Origin of the sequence: Bacillus sp. LK2 (assembly GCF_001043575.1) — a bacterium.
Taxonomy (GTDB): domain Bacteria; phylum Bacillota; class Bacilli; order Bacillales; family Bacillaceae_G; genus Bacillus_A; species Bacillus_A paramycoides.
Genome location: NZ_LDUK01000015.1, coordinates 238,656 through 254,630 on the forward strand (window position 1 = coordinate 238,656; position 15,975 = coordinate 254,630).

Annotated in this window: 16 protein-coding genes and 2 pseudogenes; 5 read left to right on the forward strand and 13 right to left on the reverse strand. The window is 33.7% G+C overall.

Features of this window, described 5'->3' with window-relative positions; all coding sequences use genetic code 11:
- Positions 1 to 40: 40 nt before the first annotated feature.
- From VK90_RS11070 to VK90_RS11090, 6 genes and pseudogenes are all read right to left on the reverse strand, one after another.
- Positions 41 to 913 (reverse strand): aminoglycoside 6-adenylyltransferase, encoded by an 873-nt coding sequence (locus VK90_RS11070; RefSeq protein ID WP_048372750.1) that lies wholly within the window; start codon positions 911 to 913, stop codon positions 41 to 43.
- A gap of 133 nt (positions 914 to 1,046) precedes the next feature.
- A pseudogene (locus VK90_RS28440) lies at positions 1,047 to 1,208 on the reverse strand (O-methyltransferase); the annotation flags it as partial.
- A gap of 128 nt (positions 1,209 to 1,336) precedes the next feature.
- A complete protein-coding gene (locus VK90_RS11075; RefSeq protein WP_000818985.1) occupies positions 1,337 to 2,056 on the reverse strand; it encodes a 3-ketoacyl-ACP reductase in 720 nt (239 codons plus the stop codon).
- A 167-nt stretch (positions 2,057 to 2,223) separates the two neighbouring features.
- Complete coding sequence (gene hitS / locus VK90_RS11080) at positions 2,224 to 3,297, reverse strand: envelope stress sensor histidine kinase HitS (protein WP_048372752.1); 1,074 nt, start codon at positions 3,295 to 3,297, stop codon at positions 2,224 to 2,226.
- A complete protein-coding gene (gene hitR / locus VK90_RS11085; protein WP_048372872.1) occupies positions 3,294 to 3,971 on the reverse strand; it encodes an envelope stress response regulator transcription factor HitR in 678 nt (225 codons plus the stop codon). The genes hitS and hitR overlap by 4 nt, the downstream gene beginning before the upstream one ends.
- Positions 3,972 to 4,059: 88 nt before the next feature.
- Positions 4,060 to 5,820, reverse strand: a complete 1,761-nt coding sequence (locus VK90_RS11090; RefSeq protein WP_048372754.1) for an ABC transporter ATP-binding protein — start codon at positions 5,818 to 5,820, stop codon at positions 4,060 to 4,062.
- Between the two features lie 274 nt (positions 5,821 to 6,094).
- On the opposite strand from VK90_RS11090, the gene VK90_RS11095 reads away from it, so the two are divergent.
- A complete protein-coding gene (locus tag VK90_RS11095) occupies positions 6,095 to 6,859 on the forward strand; it encodes an alpha/beta fold hydrolase (RefSeq protein ID WP_048372755.1) in 765 nt (254 codons plus the stop codon).
- Between the two features lie 104 nt (positions 6,860 to 6,963).
- Here the strand turns inward: VK90_RS11095 and entFM are convergent, their stop codons facing one another.
- Entirely contained in the window at positions 6,964 to 8,250 is a 1,287-nt protein-coding gene (gene entFM, locus VK90_RS11100) for an enterotoxin EntFM (RefSeq protein WP_048372757.1), read from the reverse strand.
- A 606-nt stretch (positions 8,251 to 8,856) separates the two neighbouring features.
- On the opposite strand from entFM, the gene VK90_RS30235 reads away from it, so the two are divergent.
- Positions 8,857 to 9,027 carry a hypothetical protein gene (locus VK90_RS30235; protein ID WP_002171452.1) on the forward strand — a complete coding sequence of 57 codons (171 nt, stop codon included), beginning with the start codon at positions 8,857 to 8,859 and terminating at the stop codon, positions 9,025 to 9,027.
- 49 nt (positions 9,028 to 9,076) lie between these two features.
- Here VK90_RS30235 and VK90_RS11105 read toward each other — a convergent pair whose 3' ends face one another.
- Both VK90_RS11105 and VK90_RS11110 read right to left on the reverse strand, forming a co-directional pair.
- Entirely contained in the window at positions 9,077 to 9,676 is a 600-nt protein-coding gene (locus VK90_RS11105) for a nitroreductase family protein (RefSeq protein WP_002171451.1), read from the reverse strand.
- A 244-nt stretch (positions 9,677 to 9,920) separates the two neighbouring features.
- Positions 9,921 to 10,874: a D-alanyl-D-alanine carboxypeptidase family protein gene (locus VK90_RS11110; protein ID WP_048372759.1), complete on the reverse strand. Its 954-nt coding sequence runs from the start codon at positions 10,872 to 10,874 to the stop codon at positions 9,921 to 9,923.
- Between the two features lie 212 nt (positions 10,875 to 11,086).
- Between VK90_RS11110 and VK90_RS11115 the strand changes: the two genes are divergently transcribed.
- The 3 genes from VK90_RS11115 to VK90_RS11125 all read left to right on the forward strand — a co-directional run bounded on the left by VK90_RS11115 (position 11,087) and on the right by VK90_RS11125 (position 12,937).
- Complete coding sequence (locus tag VK90_RS11115) at positions 11,087 to 12,088, forward strand: S66 family peptidase (protein WP_048372761.1); 1,002 nt, start codon at positions 11,087 to 11,089, stop codon at positions 12,086 to 12,088.
- A 176-nt stretch (positions 12,089 to 12,264) separates the two neighbouring features.
- Positions 12,265 to 12,606 carry an EamA family transporter gene (locus VK90_RS11120; protein ID WP_033718893.1) on the forward strand — a complete coding sequence of 114 codons (342 nt, stop codon included), beginning with the start codon at positions 12,265 to 12,267 and terminating at the stop codon, positions 12,604 to 12,606.
- Entirely contained in the window at positions 12,599 to 12,937 is a 339-nt protein-coding gene (locus VK90_RS11125) for an EamA family transporter (protein ID WP_002171447.1), read from the forward strand. Before VK90_RS11120 ends, VK90_RS11125 begins: the two co-directional genes overlap by 8 nt.
- A gap of 35 nt (positions 12,938 to 12,972) precedes the next feature.
- On the opposite strand, the gene VK90_RS11130 is transcribed toward VK90_RS11125, so the two are convergent.
- From VK90_RS11130 to VK90_RS11145, 4 genes and pseudogenes are all read right to left on the reverse strand, one after another.
- On the reverse strand, positions 12,973 to 13,422 hold the full coding sequence (locus VK90_RS11130; protein ID WP_048372763.1) for a DUF6376 family protein: 450 nt from the start codon (positions 13,420 to 13,422) through the stop codon (positions 12,973 to 12,975).
- 233 nt (positions 13,423 to 13,655) lie between these two features.
- Positions 13,656 to 14,813, reverse strand: a complete 1,158-nt coding sequence (locus tag VK90_RS11135) for an RNA-guided endonuclease InsQ/TnpB family protein (protein ID WP_048372764.1) — start codon at positions 14,811 to 14,813, stop codon at positions 13,656 to 13,658.
- A pseudogene (locus tag VK90_RS11140) lies at positions 14,810 to 15,408 on the reverse strand (IS607 family transposase). Before VK90_RS11140 ends, VK90_RS11135 begins: the two are co-directional and overlap by 4 nt.
- A gap of 245 nt (positions 15,409 to 15,653) precedes the next feature.
- The gene (locus VK90_RS11145; RefSeq protein ID WP_048372770.1) at positions 15,654 to 15,875 is read right to left on the reverse strand and encodes a hypothetical protein; all 222 of its coding nucleotides are present in this window, start codon (positions 15,873 to 15,875) and stop codon (positions 15,654 to 15,656) included.
- Positions 15,876 to 15,975 lie beyond the last annotated feature (100 nt).

A 15,975-nucleotide genomic window follows, 5' to 3' on the forward strand; every position in this document is an offset into this window, starting at 1 on the left:
AGACTGTCCATTATTAGGACAGTCCTATTACTCAATATAATTAATAAATTACTTTACTATCTCTCGGTAATTTTCTCACATGTTTTAAATAACTTGTCACCTTGTCATCATCACCTTGCGGGTATTGATATCCATAAGCGTTAGCAATCTCATTCGCAACTTCTCTAAACAGATCTTCCATTATAAAGAATGACTCCCATATGTTTTCATATTCTGCATTTGAAAATGTCTTTTTAAATTGCTCCCACATATCTTTTTCAAAATACTGTTCGAAATGCTTTCCAAACTTCCCTGTATTAACTGTAAAGCCTGTTTTCATCCCAATATGCCATTCTAGCATAACAATAAGCATATCTCGCACAGGGCCATCAAGCATTCCTTTCACGTAAGAAAGCTCTTCTCTCCATAGCCCCTTTGCCACATTTGTACTGCACCACCAAAACTCATTACAGCAATCTAAAAATTCTTTTTCTGAAGGCTTTTTTATAACATAATCTTTATCGCTTGTTGGTGGAAATTCTCCAATACAATCGTCTTTATCCAGTAGTAATTTACTTAAACTATCTTGTCCAACGAACTTATTTATCAAATCAAATGGAACTAGCGTTAAATCAATCCGATTCCCATCCGTAAACTGCATTAAATACGGAAACTTTCCATCTTCATCAGCTGGAACTAATGACATTTCTTCCGGCATTTGCACAATCATTATTTCTCCAAATCGTTTAATCCAACTATGATCACACGTAAAAGACTGTATTTCTTTCACAACATAAATAATATCATAGTCTTGAAAACAATCTTTTTTCACATTTGGATTTACACGTGATCCATTCATGATGACAGCTCGAATTCTCTCATCTTCTTTTGCTGTATTTATAATTAAGTCTAGCATTTCTTTTTCAGTTCTCATCTATTCCTAACCTCCAATTTTATATATAAACTTATATTGTTATGTATGTTGGAGGTCCACGAGCTAACTGTGTTGCACACGATACACGTTATAATTTTTGAAACTTCTTTTTCATCCCTTTTACCTCCTTACATCACTCTTTTACGACTGCCATTACAAATCCATCATACCCTTTACTTCCGACAGTTTGAAGCGCTGTAGCACTTACACGTGGCTCAGCAGCTATTATCTCATAGAAACGACGTATCCCTTGTACACGGGGATCACTACTAGTATTGTCAATAACTCCTCCTTCAAGTTTTTAATGCTTTTCTACCATTCACTTATGATTATACTGAAAATTCTGTTTTATATACAAAAATAAAGAAGGGACATCCACTCCATTACGAATAGATGTCCCTTCTCTGTTTTTAAATTTAGCACTTACGGATTAGTAGACCAAAGTCCAGCAGATTTAATAAATGTACGTTTATTTAATTTCAGCTGTGCTACGATAAATTCTGCAATATCTTCCGCTTGCATTACTTTATCAGGATTTCCATCAGTTAATCCTAAATCTACCGCCATATCAGTTGCTACTGTACTTGGTGTTAAAGCTGTTACACGAATGTTATGTTTACGAACTTCCATCGCTAACGATTCTGTTAAGCCAAGAACACCAAATTTAGAAGCACTATATGCACTCGTTACAGGTGCACCTTTTTGCCCTGCTGTAGATGAAATATTAATAATATCACCAGATTGTTGTTCAATCATGCTTGGTAAAGCTGCACGAGTTGCATAGTATACACCCATTAAGTTTACTTGAATGATTTTTTCCCAATCAGCAACGTCTAATTCTAAAAATTTACCAAACTTAGAAATACCTGCGTTATTAATTAAAATATCGATAGATCCTAAACCGTTTTTTAACGTTTCAATTGCAGTAGTTACCTCTTCATATGAAGATACATCTGCAGTCGCAATAACAGCTTTTACGCCTTCTGCTTCCACTTCCTTCGCAACTGCTTTTAAATTTTCTTCTGAACGAGCTAAAAGACCTACATTCACGCCTTCTTTCGCTAATGCGATTGCTACAGCGCGACCAATCCCTCTACCTGCTCCTGTAATTAAAGCATTTTTCCCTTGTAATAATTCTGCCAAGTATAACACTCCTTACTCTTCTCAGTTATTTATTATATTAAAAGTGTATCTATGTTTATGTAAAAAGGCAATGATGCACTTTCATGTGCGTAGGTTACTTATAGGTAACTATAGTAATAATAAATGTACCTGTAAAGAAAAGTAGTGCTAAAGGAACACCCCTAGCACTACTTTTCTTCATGATTTGGAATACGTACAATAAATTCCGCACCATGTCCTTCTATGCTCTCAACCTTTATTTCTCCTTGATGTAGATCAACTACTTTTTTTACTATCGCTAATCCTAAACCACTTCCTCCATACACTCGATTTCGTGAAGAATCAGCTTTAAAAAACCGTTCAAATATATGTTGTTTTTGTTCTTCTGAAATACCAATTCCCGTATCATGAATACGTACTTCTGCTAATTTCTTATGTTCTTTTAACCGAATTGTAATCGTGCCACCATTTGGCGTGAATTTAATGCTATTATGAATTAGGTTAATCCATACTTGACTCATACTTTCTTGGTCTGCAGTGAAAAGAACTTTCTCTAAATCAAGTTCCAACTCAATTCCTTTTTCATCCCAGAGCGGCTCACTATTTAACACAATCTGTTTCAACTGTTGATCTAATCGATAGGTAACTCTTTCTGGTGAATACTCTTCTGATTCTAAAAGTGTTAACTTTAATAAATTTTGACTCAATTTAGATAATCTCGTTGTTTCAGTTTCAATAATGGTAAGATAATGCTTCCTTTTTTCATCAGTAAGATTATCATCTTGTAGTGCCCGAGCAAATCCTTTTATAGTTGTTAATGGTGACTGTATTTCGTGAGAAACATTCGATACAAACTCTTGTCTCATTTTCTCCATTGTATTTAGCTCATCTGTCATATCGTTAATACTTTTTACAAGCACTCCAATTTCTCCATCATACTTTTCTTCATTTCGTATTTTTACGGAGAAATCTCCTTTTGCAATTTTTTGTATCGGTTCAATGATCGTCCAAATCATCGCCTCTCGCTTCGGTCTCATTAATACTCCGATCAATACCCAAATAAGAACAATAAATACAAAGCCGACCATATCACTAATTAGAAAAGTAATAAAAGGCGATACGTTTATTTCAAAAGCTTTCATTACACTAGACGATACAAAAAAAGCTATTGACCAAATTATAGTAAGAAAAGTAAAGAGCGCTACTATCGCCCCCATTACTTTTAACATCTTCATCTTACTCATTCTTTCTCTTTGTCTCATTTACTTACCTCTAAGCGATACCCTAAGCCCCTTATCGTCCTTATATTAAACTTCGATAGCTCTTCTTGAAACTTTTCACGCAACCGATTAATATGAACGTCTAGCGTGCGTTCATTCCCTTCAAAATCATATCCCCATATGCCTTCTATTAATTGCTCTCGTGAACAAGTTCTTCCCGCTTTAGATCCTAATGTAAAGAGCAACTCAAATTCTTTTAGTGGTAGCGTCACCGTTTGTTCTCCAACTGTAACTTCAAATGTTTTACGATTTAAAAGTACATTCCCCACTTGGATAGTTTGCGATACTGTAATTTGGTAACGTTTCAATAATGCCTTGACTCTTACAACTAATTCTAACGGATCAAATGGTTTCACAAGATAATCATCTGTTCCGAGGTGAAATCCTTTTACTTTTTGAGATGTTTCACCTTTAGCAGTTAGCATAAGAATCGGCATATCATAGTATTTTCTTAATTCATAACATAAATCATACCCATCCATATTTGGCATCATTATATCAAGGATTACCATATCAACTTTTACTTCTTCTATTTTTTTTAGAGCATCCAGTCCATCAACCGCCTCATATGTTTGAAAACCTTCTCGTTCTATAAATACAGAAACGAGTTCTCTAATGTGCGGATCGTCATCTACAATTAATATTTTAGGTATCAAGGAATCATATCCTTTCTGCTTAACATACTTTTTACAACTCTCTAAAATCAACAATCAGTGAAGTTCACCCTCACTGATTGTTTTCATTCTATAATGCACCTTCTTTAATTTTCAACTGCTGCGTTGCAAATTCACGGTACATGTCATGCGTTCGTAATAATTCGTCATGAGATCCACTACCTGTCAAATTCCCTTTTTCAATAAAGATAATTTTATCTGCATCTACTACAGTAGAAAGTCTATGCGCAATAACTAAAGTCGTTCTACCTTTCATTAAGTTATTTAAAGCCTTCTGAACAACCGATTCCGATTTACTATCAAGACTTGAAGTCGCTTCATCTAACATAAGAATTTGCGGATCTCGAAGCAGTGCTCGAGCAATCGCAATTCGTTGTCTTTGTCCTCCAGAAAGCTTCACACCACGCTCTCCCACTTCTGTTGCATACCCGTTTGGTAAATCATGAATAAATGCATCAACATACGCCATCGCTGCTACTTTTTCGATTTCTTTATCAGTCACTTCACCTTCAACACCGTAACAAATATTATCACGAATCGTTCCATCAATTAACGGACTATCTTGTGAAACGTAACCAATTTGACGTCGCCATGACTGTAATGAATATGCTGTAATTGGTTCTTCCCCTAATTTAATAACACCTTTCGTTGGCTCATAAAAACGTTCTAACAATGAGAATAAAGTTGTTTTCCCGCTACCACTTGGCCCTACAATTGCCGTTACTTTTCCGGATTCAATCGTGAAATCGATATTTTTCAAGACTTTCTCTTCTTCGTTATACTCGAAATGAACATTTTCAATCACTATCGGCTGCTTTGCATTTGTAACTTTCACACCAGTTTCATGGTCTTCTACTTCATACTCTAAAATTGTATTAATTCTTTCAGTTGCACCAATCGCCTTTTGGAATTGCGTAAAGAACATAGATAACTGACTCATTGGCATTATAATTTGAACTAAATATAAAATAAACGCTACAAGTTCACCTGTTGTTAATGCACCACTAGAAACTCGCATTCCACCGTAGCCTACGATAATAACAAGTAATGCCATTAATACAAACGACATAACTGGTGAAATTAAAGCTTGCACTTTTCCTTCTTTCAAACCAAATTGCAATAGCTTTTCGATACCTTTATTACCAGTTTCATATTCTCTTTTTTCTGTATTTGAAGATTTCACTAAGCGAATTTCTGATAGTACTTGTGTTAATACACTAGTAAAAGAAGCCGTTTCATCTTGAAGTGCTTTTGAAATCTTATACATTTTTCGTCCAAGTGGAACTAAAATTAGTACCGATAACGGAATAACCGTTAAAAGTAAAATCGTCATTTTCCAGTCTAAAACAAATAATACAATTAATGATCCAATAATTGAGATACCGCCTGTTAATAAGTTTGACAAATGCTCAGAAATTAATGTTTTAACAACACCTGTATCATTTGTCATACGACTAATTGTATCTCCCGTTCTGTTTTGATCATAATAAGACACTGGTAAGATAAGTACCTTTTTCCATAATCGCTCCCTAAGTCCAGCCACAATTTTTTGCCCGATATAATTCAGTAAATAAATAGACAACCCTGCAGCAATTGTTTGCATAATAAAGAATGCAACTAATCCAATAATTTGTCCCGTACTAATTGATGAAATTGAAAAATTATCGACTAAACCTTTTGTTAACATTGGAATAAACAAACTCGCTCCAGTTGAAAGCAAGCTCATTAATAAAGCGAAAATAAGAATGCCTTTCGGTGGATTTGTATCTTGAATGAGACGTAAAAACTGCCTCCAATTCCCTTTTTTCTTTTCTGTATTCCTAACTTCCATTGTCTTTCATCTCCTCGTTATAAACAAAACTATTATTTCTAAAACTAGAATACGCTATAAATGTAAACTGAATGTAAACACACTTTTTCTATTTTTACAAAATATACATATAAACGCATCTTTACAACAAGTATAAACATCTGATATTATTACCAGGTACTTATTATTATTCTATGCGAATTATAGACTACGCATAGAATATATATAACTAATTTTATCAATTAGCTAATTTAAAATACTATATAAATCTCCAGCATCGAAAGGAGTATCCTTTTTGCAAACAAATACACATTCCGAAAAGGAAACAATCATTTTTATTCATGGATTAGTTGGAAATCGCCGCGCCTTCAAAAAAGAGCATAAACGATTTTCTTCTTCCTACAACATTATAACTTATGACTTATTGGGTCACGGTGAAGATAAAGGAGAAGCTATTGAATTTTCATTGCAGCGGCTCGTAGATCAATTATTGAACTTGTATGAAAAAGAGGGTATTAAAGAGGCTCATATTTGCGCCCTAAGCTATGGCTGTTATATCTCTACGACATTTGCGCAAATGCACCCAGAAAAGGTACTAAGCATTTGTCATATTGGTGGACATTATAATAATCCTTCCCTTTTATATAACGTGTTTCAAAAATTTTGGGAAAAGCGAGGAGATGAATATTCCACTTGGCTTTCTCAATATGCAAATACAATTTTCCCAAGCGGAATATTAAAGGCAAATCCTTTCGCTGTTATTTCACGAAATATTTATTATCGCTTTGGGTTACAATTACATTCGTCTATAATTGCTCAATCATTACGTCATCGCTTAGAATTCGACTTAAAATCAAAATTAAAAGGACTTCCTCACCCTATATTATGGGTAATGGGTGAACATGATCATCTCTATAAATCTTGTCTTTTTGATTTAAAGTCTATTCTTCCAAATGTTTTATATAAAGAAATTCCATTGGCTGGACATGCAGCAAATTTGTTTCGTCCAAACTATTTCCATGATTTATATGCTAAATTTTTGCATGGAAATTTGAAATAAAGGCTACCCTATATTTCTAGTTTATATAACTATGAAAAAGGCTTCCCAAGTTTCCCTGGAAAGCCTTTTCTCTATACGAAAAGTAGTTTATAAACTACTTTTTCTTAGTATGCTTTTGTGTAACCTGTTAGGTGTTTAGACCAGTAAGAGTTATTAATTGAACTAATTCTTACACCAACACTTTCATTCTCTGCACTAATGAACTGACCGTTTCCTAAGTAAACACCCATGTGAGAAAGACCTGATTTATAAGTGTTAGAGAAGTATACTAAATCACCTGGTTGTGGATTGCTAGTTTTTGTTTTAGAGCTCCAGTATCCAGCAACTGTTTGACGTTCGCCTGAATGACCAGTTTTATTTAATACGTAGTGAATGAATCCACTGCAGTCGAAACCAGCAGTAGTTTGACCACCAAATACATATGGTGAACCATTTAAAGATCTAGCGAATGCAGCGATTGAAGATGTATCTCCACCTGTTGGCGCTGTTGGTTTTTGTACTTGGTTTTGTCCTTGGTTCGTACCTTGGTTACCACCAGTAACTACATTGTTCACTCCGCCTTTTACAAACTTAACAAAGTCTGCACTTACATAACCAGTGCGGCCGTTATGGTTAATTTTATACCAACCATTTTCAGCACCAGTAACGTTTAATACTGTACCGTTTGTTACCCCACCAATTACAGGGTTATATGTAGCTGGACCTGTACGTACTTTTAAAGCACCTGTGTTAACAACATATGAACCACCAGTTTGAACTGTAGTAGTATTGTTGTTTGTAGTTGGTTGCTGTGTTTCGTTAGATACAGCTGAACCACCTTTTGTTACGAAGTCTTTACTTACGTATCCAGTTCCACCATTGAAGTTAATTTTAAACCAATCTTGAACTTCACCTACAACTTGAACTGTTTTACCTTTGTTTACAGAACCTAAAACAGTATGAGACGCGCTTGGGCCTGTACGTACGTTTAGTGAAGAAACGTTTACTGTATAAGTACCTGTTCCTTGTTGAACAGTAGTTCCTTTATTGCCACCAGTTGTTACGAAGTCCCCACTTACATAACCTGTTTGACCATTTACATTAACTTTGAACCAACCGTTTTCTTGTCCAATTACTTGTAGTACTTGACCTTCTTTTACTTTAGAAATAACGTTATGTCCTGTACCAGCACCTGAACGTACATTTAATACATCAGCTGTTACTGTGTATTTTAATTCAGAAGTTGTTTCTACATTTTTTGTTTCAGTTACAGTCGTTTGAGTTTGTGTTTGAGCTTGTCCATTAATTTCTTTTAGCGCATCATTTGAAACTTGTGCATGAGCAGAATCCATTCCAGGAACTGCTACGCCTGCTACAGACGCTGCTGCTAAACCTGCGATTACTTTTTTCATAAGTTGTCTTTACTTCCTTTCCCTACTATCCTCTTGAGAAAAACTATAAACTTAATACTTTACAATATTATCAAAGTAAAATATTCATCCAGTTCCATTTTTTAGCAAGAGTTTTATTTTTCACACGTCGTTCATTTTAAACGAATGAAGTGAATTCCGTGTGAACTTCATGTGAACTTTACCATTAAACAGTGTGTTTTTGCAACGATTTTTTCAAATTTCTTATGTATTACATCAAAATCCAATACCTTATTAGTTATTTTAATATAAAATTCACACTTTATATCCAACATAAAAATTTCATTAATCTAATGTAAATACACAATAGTTTTCTAGAAAGTTCTTTTCATGAGGCATATTCTTATCATGACAAAAACACTTCGTTTATCAAAACGTATAATATTTTAAGAAAATTAATTTTCTATATTATCTATGATTTTAAACAAAGTGATAATTTGTAAGATTTCACACACAAAAATCCCGTCCCACTCGTGAGCATTCCAATTCCAAAAACACAATTGACGATTTGTTTTTTTACTAACTATGGAATCATTAGGGATTAATTGATAAAATATGTATAGTCACATAAAAAGAGGAGTTACATTCGTGGAAAAAATTATAGACGATCACATAAATAATAATATCGAACTATACTATGCTCTTACGCGATTATTATCATTTACAACATTTAAAAAGGTAACAACTATTGAAACAAAGAAATACGAATTAAAAGAGCAGATGAAAACAATTCAGCATACAAGTTCATACCATGTATAAGAAGGTGAACAGATTATATCTCTGTTCACCTTCTATTTTTCATTTTATTTTATTTGTAAACTTTCACTCGAGTTTCTAATGGCTGTGATTCCTTATCCCCTGCAGAGACCACTGGTTTACCAAATGGCATTTGCGCAATTAACTTCCAGCTTTCTGGTACATCCCATTCTTTTCTTACTTCATCATCAACTAACGGATTGTAATGTTGTAATGTAGCACCAAAACCTTCAATTTCTAATGCTGTCCAAATCGCAAATTGCAACATTCCTGAAGATTGTTGAGACCATGTAGGGAAATTGTCTTTGTATAACGCAAAGTTCTCTTGCAAACTTTCTACTACTTTACTATCTTCGAAATATAAAACTGTTCCATAGCCACTTTTAAATGCATTCATTTTCTCTTCAGTAGGGGCGAAATTATTTTCAGGTACAATTTTTCGTAACGTTTCTTTCGTAACATCCCATAATTTGTCGTGTTGTTCACCTAGTAATACAACAACTCTTGCACTTTGAGAATTAAAAGCCGAAGGTGTATGTTTCACAGCATGATAAATCACTTCTTGAATTCTTTCATCAGAAACTACTTGCTCTTTACTTATCGCATAAATAGATCTTCTGTCTTCAATTGCTGAGTAAAAATCTTTTGCCATCACAATTCCCTCCAAATTTTATTTGAGGCAGTATCATATGTACGAAGCATATAATGCCCCTTAAACTTATCAATAATAAGTTCTTAACTTAATATTATCAACAAACAAAAACAAACTCAAATGATACCCCTTAATTTTCCACTTCTTATACTCCAAAAAACAAAAAACAGCTTATCGTCATCCAAATCAGGATTCAAATAAGCTGTCTGTATTTTTTATATAGCGACCTACATTATTCCTTCACTTAATTAACCAATTGAAACGCATAGGACATTAGCTTTTGTGTTTCTGTAAAACGTTTTGTTTTACCTTTTGTGCCCATCACAACTGTAATAATACGACTATCACCTTGTTTTGCAGTACCTGTAAAACAATACCCTGCGCTATCTGTAAATCCTGTTTTCAGTCCATCCATTCCTTCTATATATAAACCTTTATTATTCTTGTTTAACATTTCATTTGTAGTTTTAACATTAATATTATTAAATGCTAACTGACTTTGACTTAAGTGCGTCACTTCTAATATCTCTGGATAATCTTTTATAAGATGATACGCTAATTTAGCTACGTCAGCTGCTGTCATTTTTGTTTCACTTCCATCAGGCTCCTGCAATCCGGAAGCATTCGCGAATTTTGCTGTATCTGACATTTCTAACTGCTTCGCTTTTTCATTCATTAATTGGACGAAGTTTTTTTCTGTCTTAGCTATATGTTCTGCTAAAGCGACAGCCGAATTATTAGCCGACTCAATCATTAACGCATGGTATAAATCATTAACAGTTAATGTGTCATTAACTTGCACTGGAATTTTCGCACCCTCTGTTTGTGCCGCTTTCGCACTTATTTTCACTGGATCTTCCCAGCGAACTTTACCATTATGTATACTCTCTAAAAGAAGATACGCCGTCATCATCTTAGACATACTAGCTGGCGCAAAAGCTTCATTTTCATTATATTGATAAATAATATCTCCATCACTCGCATCGATAATCATAGCTGCTTTTGCATCAATTTCCGGTGGTATGTACTTTTGTGGAACTACTTTTTCAGATAGTCCTGTTTTGGGTAGCTCTGCCACTTGTAAAGGCTGACCCTCTATATTGGTCCCACTCTTTTGAGCTCCTTGGAAAAAGAACCAACATATACCCAAAGTAATTACTAGTAGGATTGTTACCTTTCCCCATTTTAACCGCTTCATTTCAAAACTCCTTTAGTAAACCTTTTATACACTCACATTTAACCATAACAACAATCACTTTATATCGTCAAGATTAAATAGCATAATTATACATCTATAGCAATTATTATTTGAATGCCTTTTGCATATGTTATACTAAAAATAATCAAATTTAAGAATATTCAATAATAACACAAGACAAAAACACTATAAAATAGAAAGGATTGCTACAAATGATACTTCCAAAAACATTAAAATACGGTGATACAATTGGGATCTACTCCCCCTCTTCACCAATAACATATACTTCTCCAAAAAGGTTTGAGCGAGCGAAATTATACTTACAACAGAAAGGATTTCGCATACTAGAAGGCTCACTAACAGGTCAATATGATTTTTATCGTTCAGGGAGCATTCAAGAACGTTCTGAAGAACTAAATGAATTGATTAGAAATCCTAACGTTTCTTGTATCATGTCGACAATTGGAGGAATGAATTCCAATTCATTATTACCTTATATTGATTATGCCGCTTTTCAAAAGAATCCTAAAATAATGATTGGCTATTCAGACGCAACAGCGTTATTACTAGGAATTTATGCAAAAACAGGAATTCCTACATTTTATGGTCCAGCACTTGTTCCTTCTTTTGGTGAATTTGAGCCTTTCGTAGATTACACGTACAAATATTTCGCGGAAACTTTAATAACTGATCAACCTCTTCCTTACAACATAAACCAGCCGTTATTTTGGTCAGATGAATTTATTAATTGGGAAGAAAAAACGAAGGAAAAAGAACTTCGACCAAACAATTGGATTTCAGTAATTGGTGGAAAAGCTACTGGACGGATTATTGGTGGGAATTTAAACACTATACAAGGTATTTTGGGCAGCCCCTATATGCCACATATTCAAGAAGGTGACATTCTATTTATTGAAGATAGCTCAAAAGATGCAGCTACAATTGAAAGAAGTTTTTCATTACTGAAGATTAACGGCGTATTTAATAAAGTTTCTGGTATCATTCTTGGAAAACATGAACAATTCGATGATTGTGGTACAAATCGAAAACCTTACGAAATACTACTAGAAGTACTACAAAATCAAAAGATTCCTATTCTAGCCGATTTCGATTGTTGTCATACTCATCCAATGATTACTATGCCAATAGGTATTCAAGTAGAGATGGATGCAACAAATAAAACGATACAAATTTTAGAACAATGGAAAGTATAACTCTACTTTATTCAAAACAAAAGCTACGTATTCCCTTCTATTGTTTTACATTAGAAGACATGATACTATATATTTTGGAATGTGAAAGAATAAACAAAAACTATTTTAATATGCATTCTATATAATAAGAAGCTATTGATTATATAATGTACTTATACGTAAAAGAGAGTGAATATATGAAACCAACTATTAAAAACTATGTATTTTTACATGTGGCCTTCTTGATATATTCTATCATTATGGTTTACATGAAATGGGCAGCTAAGTTCCCCCTTGCTTCAATCTCATTTTTCATTGCTTATTTCGGACTCGTTGTACTTTTATTCGGATATGCAATCCTTTGGCAACAAGTAATTAAGCATTTTGAAATATCAAAAGCATATTCACACCGCGGGATTATTATATTATGGTCAATGCTTTGGTCAGTATTCCTATTCGGAGATACGATACAGTGGAATCATTTACTTGGTGCAGCTATTATTATCGTCGGAATTGTGGTGGTGACAAAAGATGAATAGTTATATGTTATTATATATTTTCGGGATAATTTTAGCTAATTACTCACAAATATTATTAAAAAAGGCTACTTTACAACAATATGATTCTAGAATAAAAGAATATGTGAATCCTTATGTTATCATTGGCTACTCTTTATTTGTAATTAATGCCGGATTAAATGTAATCGCCTTAAAGGGCATGCCATTAAAACAAGCATCGGCATTAGAATCATTAAGTTATATCATCATATTAATTTTCAGTTGGTATTTCCTAGGGGAGAAAATAACAAAACGAAAAATCATCGGCAACATTATTATCGTCGTTGGTGTAATCGTTTATTGTATACAATAATAAAAAGATCCGTTTGTAATAAACGGATCTTTTTATTATTGCCCTAAGTTTTGAATTTTATCTTTCAAATCACGAACTTGTTCTATCGTCTGCATGAGCTCAGAGTTTTTAAATTGCTCTACATCTATTTTCCCTTCCTCTACCTTTTTCATAGAGGCATCAATTAATGTATTTAACTTTTCATTATATCCGACAATTTGCTGGTGAAGATCCTTCGCTACATCTGGTGGTGTTAATTCATTAAAAGCTGGTATATCTTGTTTAATTTCACTAAGTTTCGTTTCCAATTCTTTTCGAGCTTCCCCATCATTAATAGCTTTTTCAGCTAATGCTGGTGCTTCATTTGCAAATGCACTTATTTTATTCACATAGTCTGTCGCCTTTTGAGCATAATCTATGGAGTTCTTCCCTTCCTCTACTAGCGAGCATCCCATTAAACCAATTGAAACTACAATTGAAAGTAAGATTGCTTTTGTAAACTTCATTTTTACCTCCTAAATAATTTTCATTCTTTTATACATTTATAAACATTTATTTTTCTTCTTATACATTCTAGAGAAATCATTTTTCTGCTACTAAAAATATAGACAAATGTATATTCTTAGAGTATTCCTGCTTCTACGTGTCCTGTCTCGCCAATCACTCGCTACTACAGTTTGCTGTAACACTCCACAGGCATAAATTCCGATGTAGCCCACCGTACATATATACAATCTATTTACGTTAGTATTGTATATTCTTTTGCTTGTAAAAGATTGATAGACGCATTTAAATCTCTATCTATTACATTTCCACATTCACATTCATATACTCGGTCAGATAGTTTTAAATCTGCTTTCTTTTGGCTACAACATGAGCATAACTTTGACGACGGATAGAATTTATCTACTTGACGTAGTTCGATTCCGTATTCCTTACATTTAGCCTCTAACCATATTTTAAATGTATAGAAACATTGTTGTGCAACTGCTTTTGATAGATGTTTGTTCTTCATCATACCTTTTACATTTAAGTCTTCTACTGTAATAAACGTTGGCTTGGTTTTCACCACAGCATTTACAACAGACTTTACATACGCTAACCGAATATTCGCTAGTCGAGCGTGTAGTTTTTGCACTTTAAGAATATTTTTGTTTATATTCGCTCTTTTATTGGTAGCAGATTTTCCACCTCTCTTTTTTATATTTTCATATTTTCGCGATAAAGAGCGTTGTTCACGTTTTAACCGTTTTTCTATCTTTTTTACTTTTACTGTTTTATTGATATTTTTGTGAGTTTTCCCATCGCTACGTACAGCGAAATCCTTCACCCCTAAATCAATCCCTAGACCTATTTTATTAGGTATTGTTTTTACCCTTACTTCTTCTATTTCACAAAGTACAGATACAAAATAGCTCCCTGCTCTTTGATATACTGTGCCACTTTTTACAGTTGCATTTTTAGGGATATATCCATATTCTTTTAACCTTACCCAACCAATTGTGGGGATTTTTACTCTATGCCTTTCTACTGTCCAATCTGTTTTGTTGTTTTTAGGAAAATAGCACTTCACATCTTGCTTCTTCTTTTTCTTATATCGTGGAAATTTAGATAAACCCTTAAAAAATCGCTTAAAAGCTTTATCCCCGTTCATAATCGCTTGTTTTACAGCTTTACTTGATACTTCTTTTATCCACTGGTCACATTCTTTTGTATAGACATTGTTCAACCATTTAGAAAAGTCATACCCACCTAGAAACTTTCCTTCGGCTTCATACAGCTCTTTGTTTTTAGAGATATACAGGTTGTAAACATACCTACACACACCAATAGTCTGATTTATTTGGGTTATTTGTTCTTTTGTCGGATGGATTTCTATTAGATATGCTCTTTTCATAAATCTTTATCCTCCGATATTTTCTTTTTGTATTTCCTTAACCGGTAAATTCTACAACTGAATACATGAACGATAGATATTAAGTCTTGAATAAGCTCTTCCTGTGGAGATAATTTTTCATTAGTTACAACAATAATCTCTACCCCAAACTTCCTAAGGAATTTTTCAAACCATTCATAACCAAAACGTATAAACCTATCTCTGTGTGCAATAATGATAGTTGAGACATTACCATCCGTACAATCTTCAATCAGTTTATTCCACTGTTTCCTGTTATAATTCAAACCACTGCCAATATCCTCGATAACTTCATCTACAATAACCCCTCGTGCATTAGCAAATGTTTTTAAAAACTCAATCTGATTCTCTAAATCATCTTTCTGCCCCCGATTAGACACTCGTGTGTAAATAACCGTTTTACCTACTTTATTTTCTTCCTGAATCCCATATAGTCTTTATACTGTTTATCTGTATAATATCTTCTTCCTTAAGGGTTTCGATAAGCAGTCAATACACCCTCGTTACCCCATCTCTGCAAAGTTCTTACAGATACATTAATTATTTCAGCAAATTCTTTTGGTTTATATTGTTTCATAGGTAGATTGTAACGCATCCATTTACATTTGTGTATTTTTTATATAACTGTATTTTTCTCCTTTTCAGCGTGTATTTCGTACGATATATAATTTTTTACATTTCTACCTCGTGACTACCTTCATTTAAATATAAAAACAGACATACTTATTTTAAGTATATCTGTTTTCGGGGGCTCATCACTCATCTATCCTGCATCAACTGCGTGTAAAATCCCGATTGGTGCAGGAAACACCCCCCACCACTTTATCCTCTTACATACCCTATTACCGTTACAATATCTATTTCTATATGTACACTAATAATATCTTCTATAATGTCGGTATATCCTTGTCCTAAAGGTGTTCCGTAATGTAATAAAATCTCCTTTTTTTCATACACTGACTTCGGTATTGTAAAAATAAATCTCCTCAAATTCCGTTCATCAGCAGGTTCCATAATTAAAATGATACCATCTTCTTCAAACATATAATCACGCCTTCCAACAATCCATTCACTATGGCTCAGTATTGCCTTGAAAGGCTAGGTTTTAAACACCCCTTCTCACAATATAAAGCTAAACTTTAAT

Excerpts from the sequence above, each read along its gene's own strand:
- VK90_RS11135 (WP_048372764.1), bottom strand. The coding sequence starts at position 14,813 with ATGAAAAGAGCATATCTAATAGAAATCCATCCGACAAAAGAACAAATA.
- VK90_RS11145 (WP_048372770.1), bottom strand. The coding sequence starts at position 15,875 with ATGTTTGAAGAAGATGGTATCATTTTAATTATGGAACCTGCTGATGAA.
- VK90_RS11125 (WP_002171447.1), top strand. The coding sequence starts at position 12,599 with ATGAATAGTTATATGTTATTATATATTTTCGGGATAATTTTAGCTAAT.
- VK90_RS11120 (WP_033718893.1), top strand. The coding sequence starts at position 12,265 with ATGAAACCAACTATTAAAAACTATGTATTTTTACATGTGGCCTTCTTG.
- VK90_RS11110 (WP_048372759.1), bottom strand. The coding sequence starts at position 10,874 with ATGAAGCGGTTAAAATGGGGAAAGGTAACAATCCTACTAGTAATTACT.
- VK90_RS11130 (WP_048372763.1), bottom strand. The coding sequence starts at position 13,422 with ATGAAGTTTACAAAAGCAATCTTACTTTCAATTGTAGTTTCAATTGGT.
- VK90_RS11090 (WP_048372754.1), bottom strand. The coding sequence starts at position 5,820 with ATGGAAGTTAGGAATACAGAAAAGAAAAAAGGGAATTGGAGGCAGTTT.
- VK90_RS11115 (WP_048372761.1), top strand. The coding sequence starts at position 11,087 with ATGATACTTCCAAAAACATTAAAATACGGTGATACAATTGGGATCTAC.
- VK90_RS11070 (WP_048372750.1), bottom strand. The coding sequence starts at position 913 with ATGAGAACTGAAAAAGAAATGCTAGACTTAATTATAAATACAGCAAAA.
- entFM (WP_048372757.1), bottom strand. The coding sequence starts at position 8,250 with ATGAAAAAAGTAATCGCAGGTTTAGCAGCAGCGTCTGTAGCAGGCGTA.
- hitS (WP_048372752.1), bottom strand. The coding sequence starts at position 3,297 with ATGAGACAAAGAGAAAGAATGAGTAAGATGAAGATGTTAAAAGTAATG.
- VK90_RS11105 (WP_002171451.1), bottom strand. The coding sequence starts at position 9,676 with ATGGCAAAAGATTTTTACTCAGCAATTGAAGACAGAAGATCTATTTAT.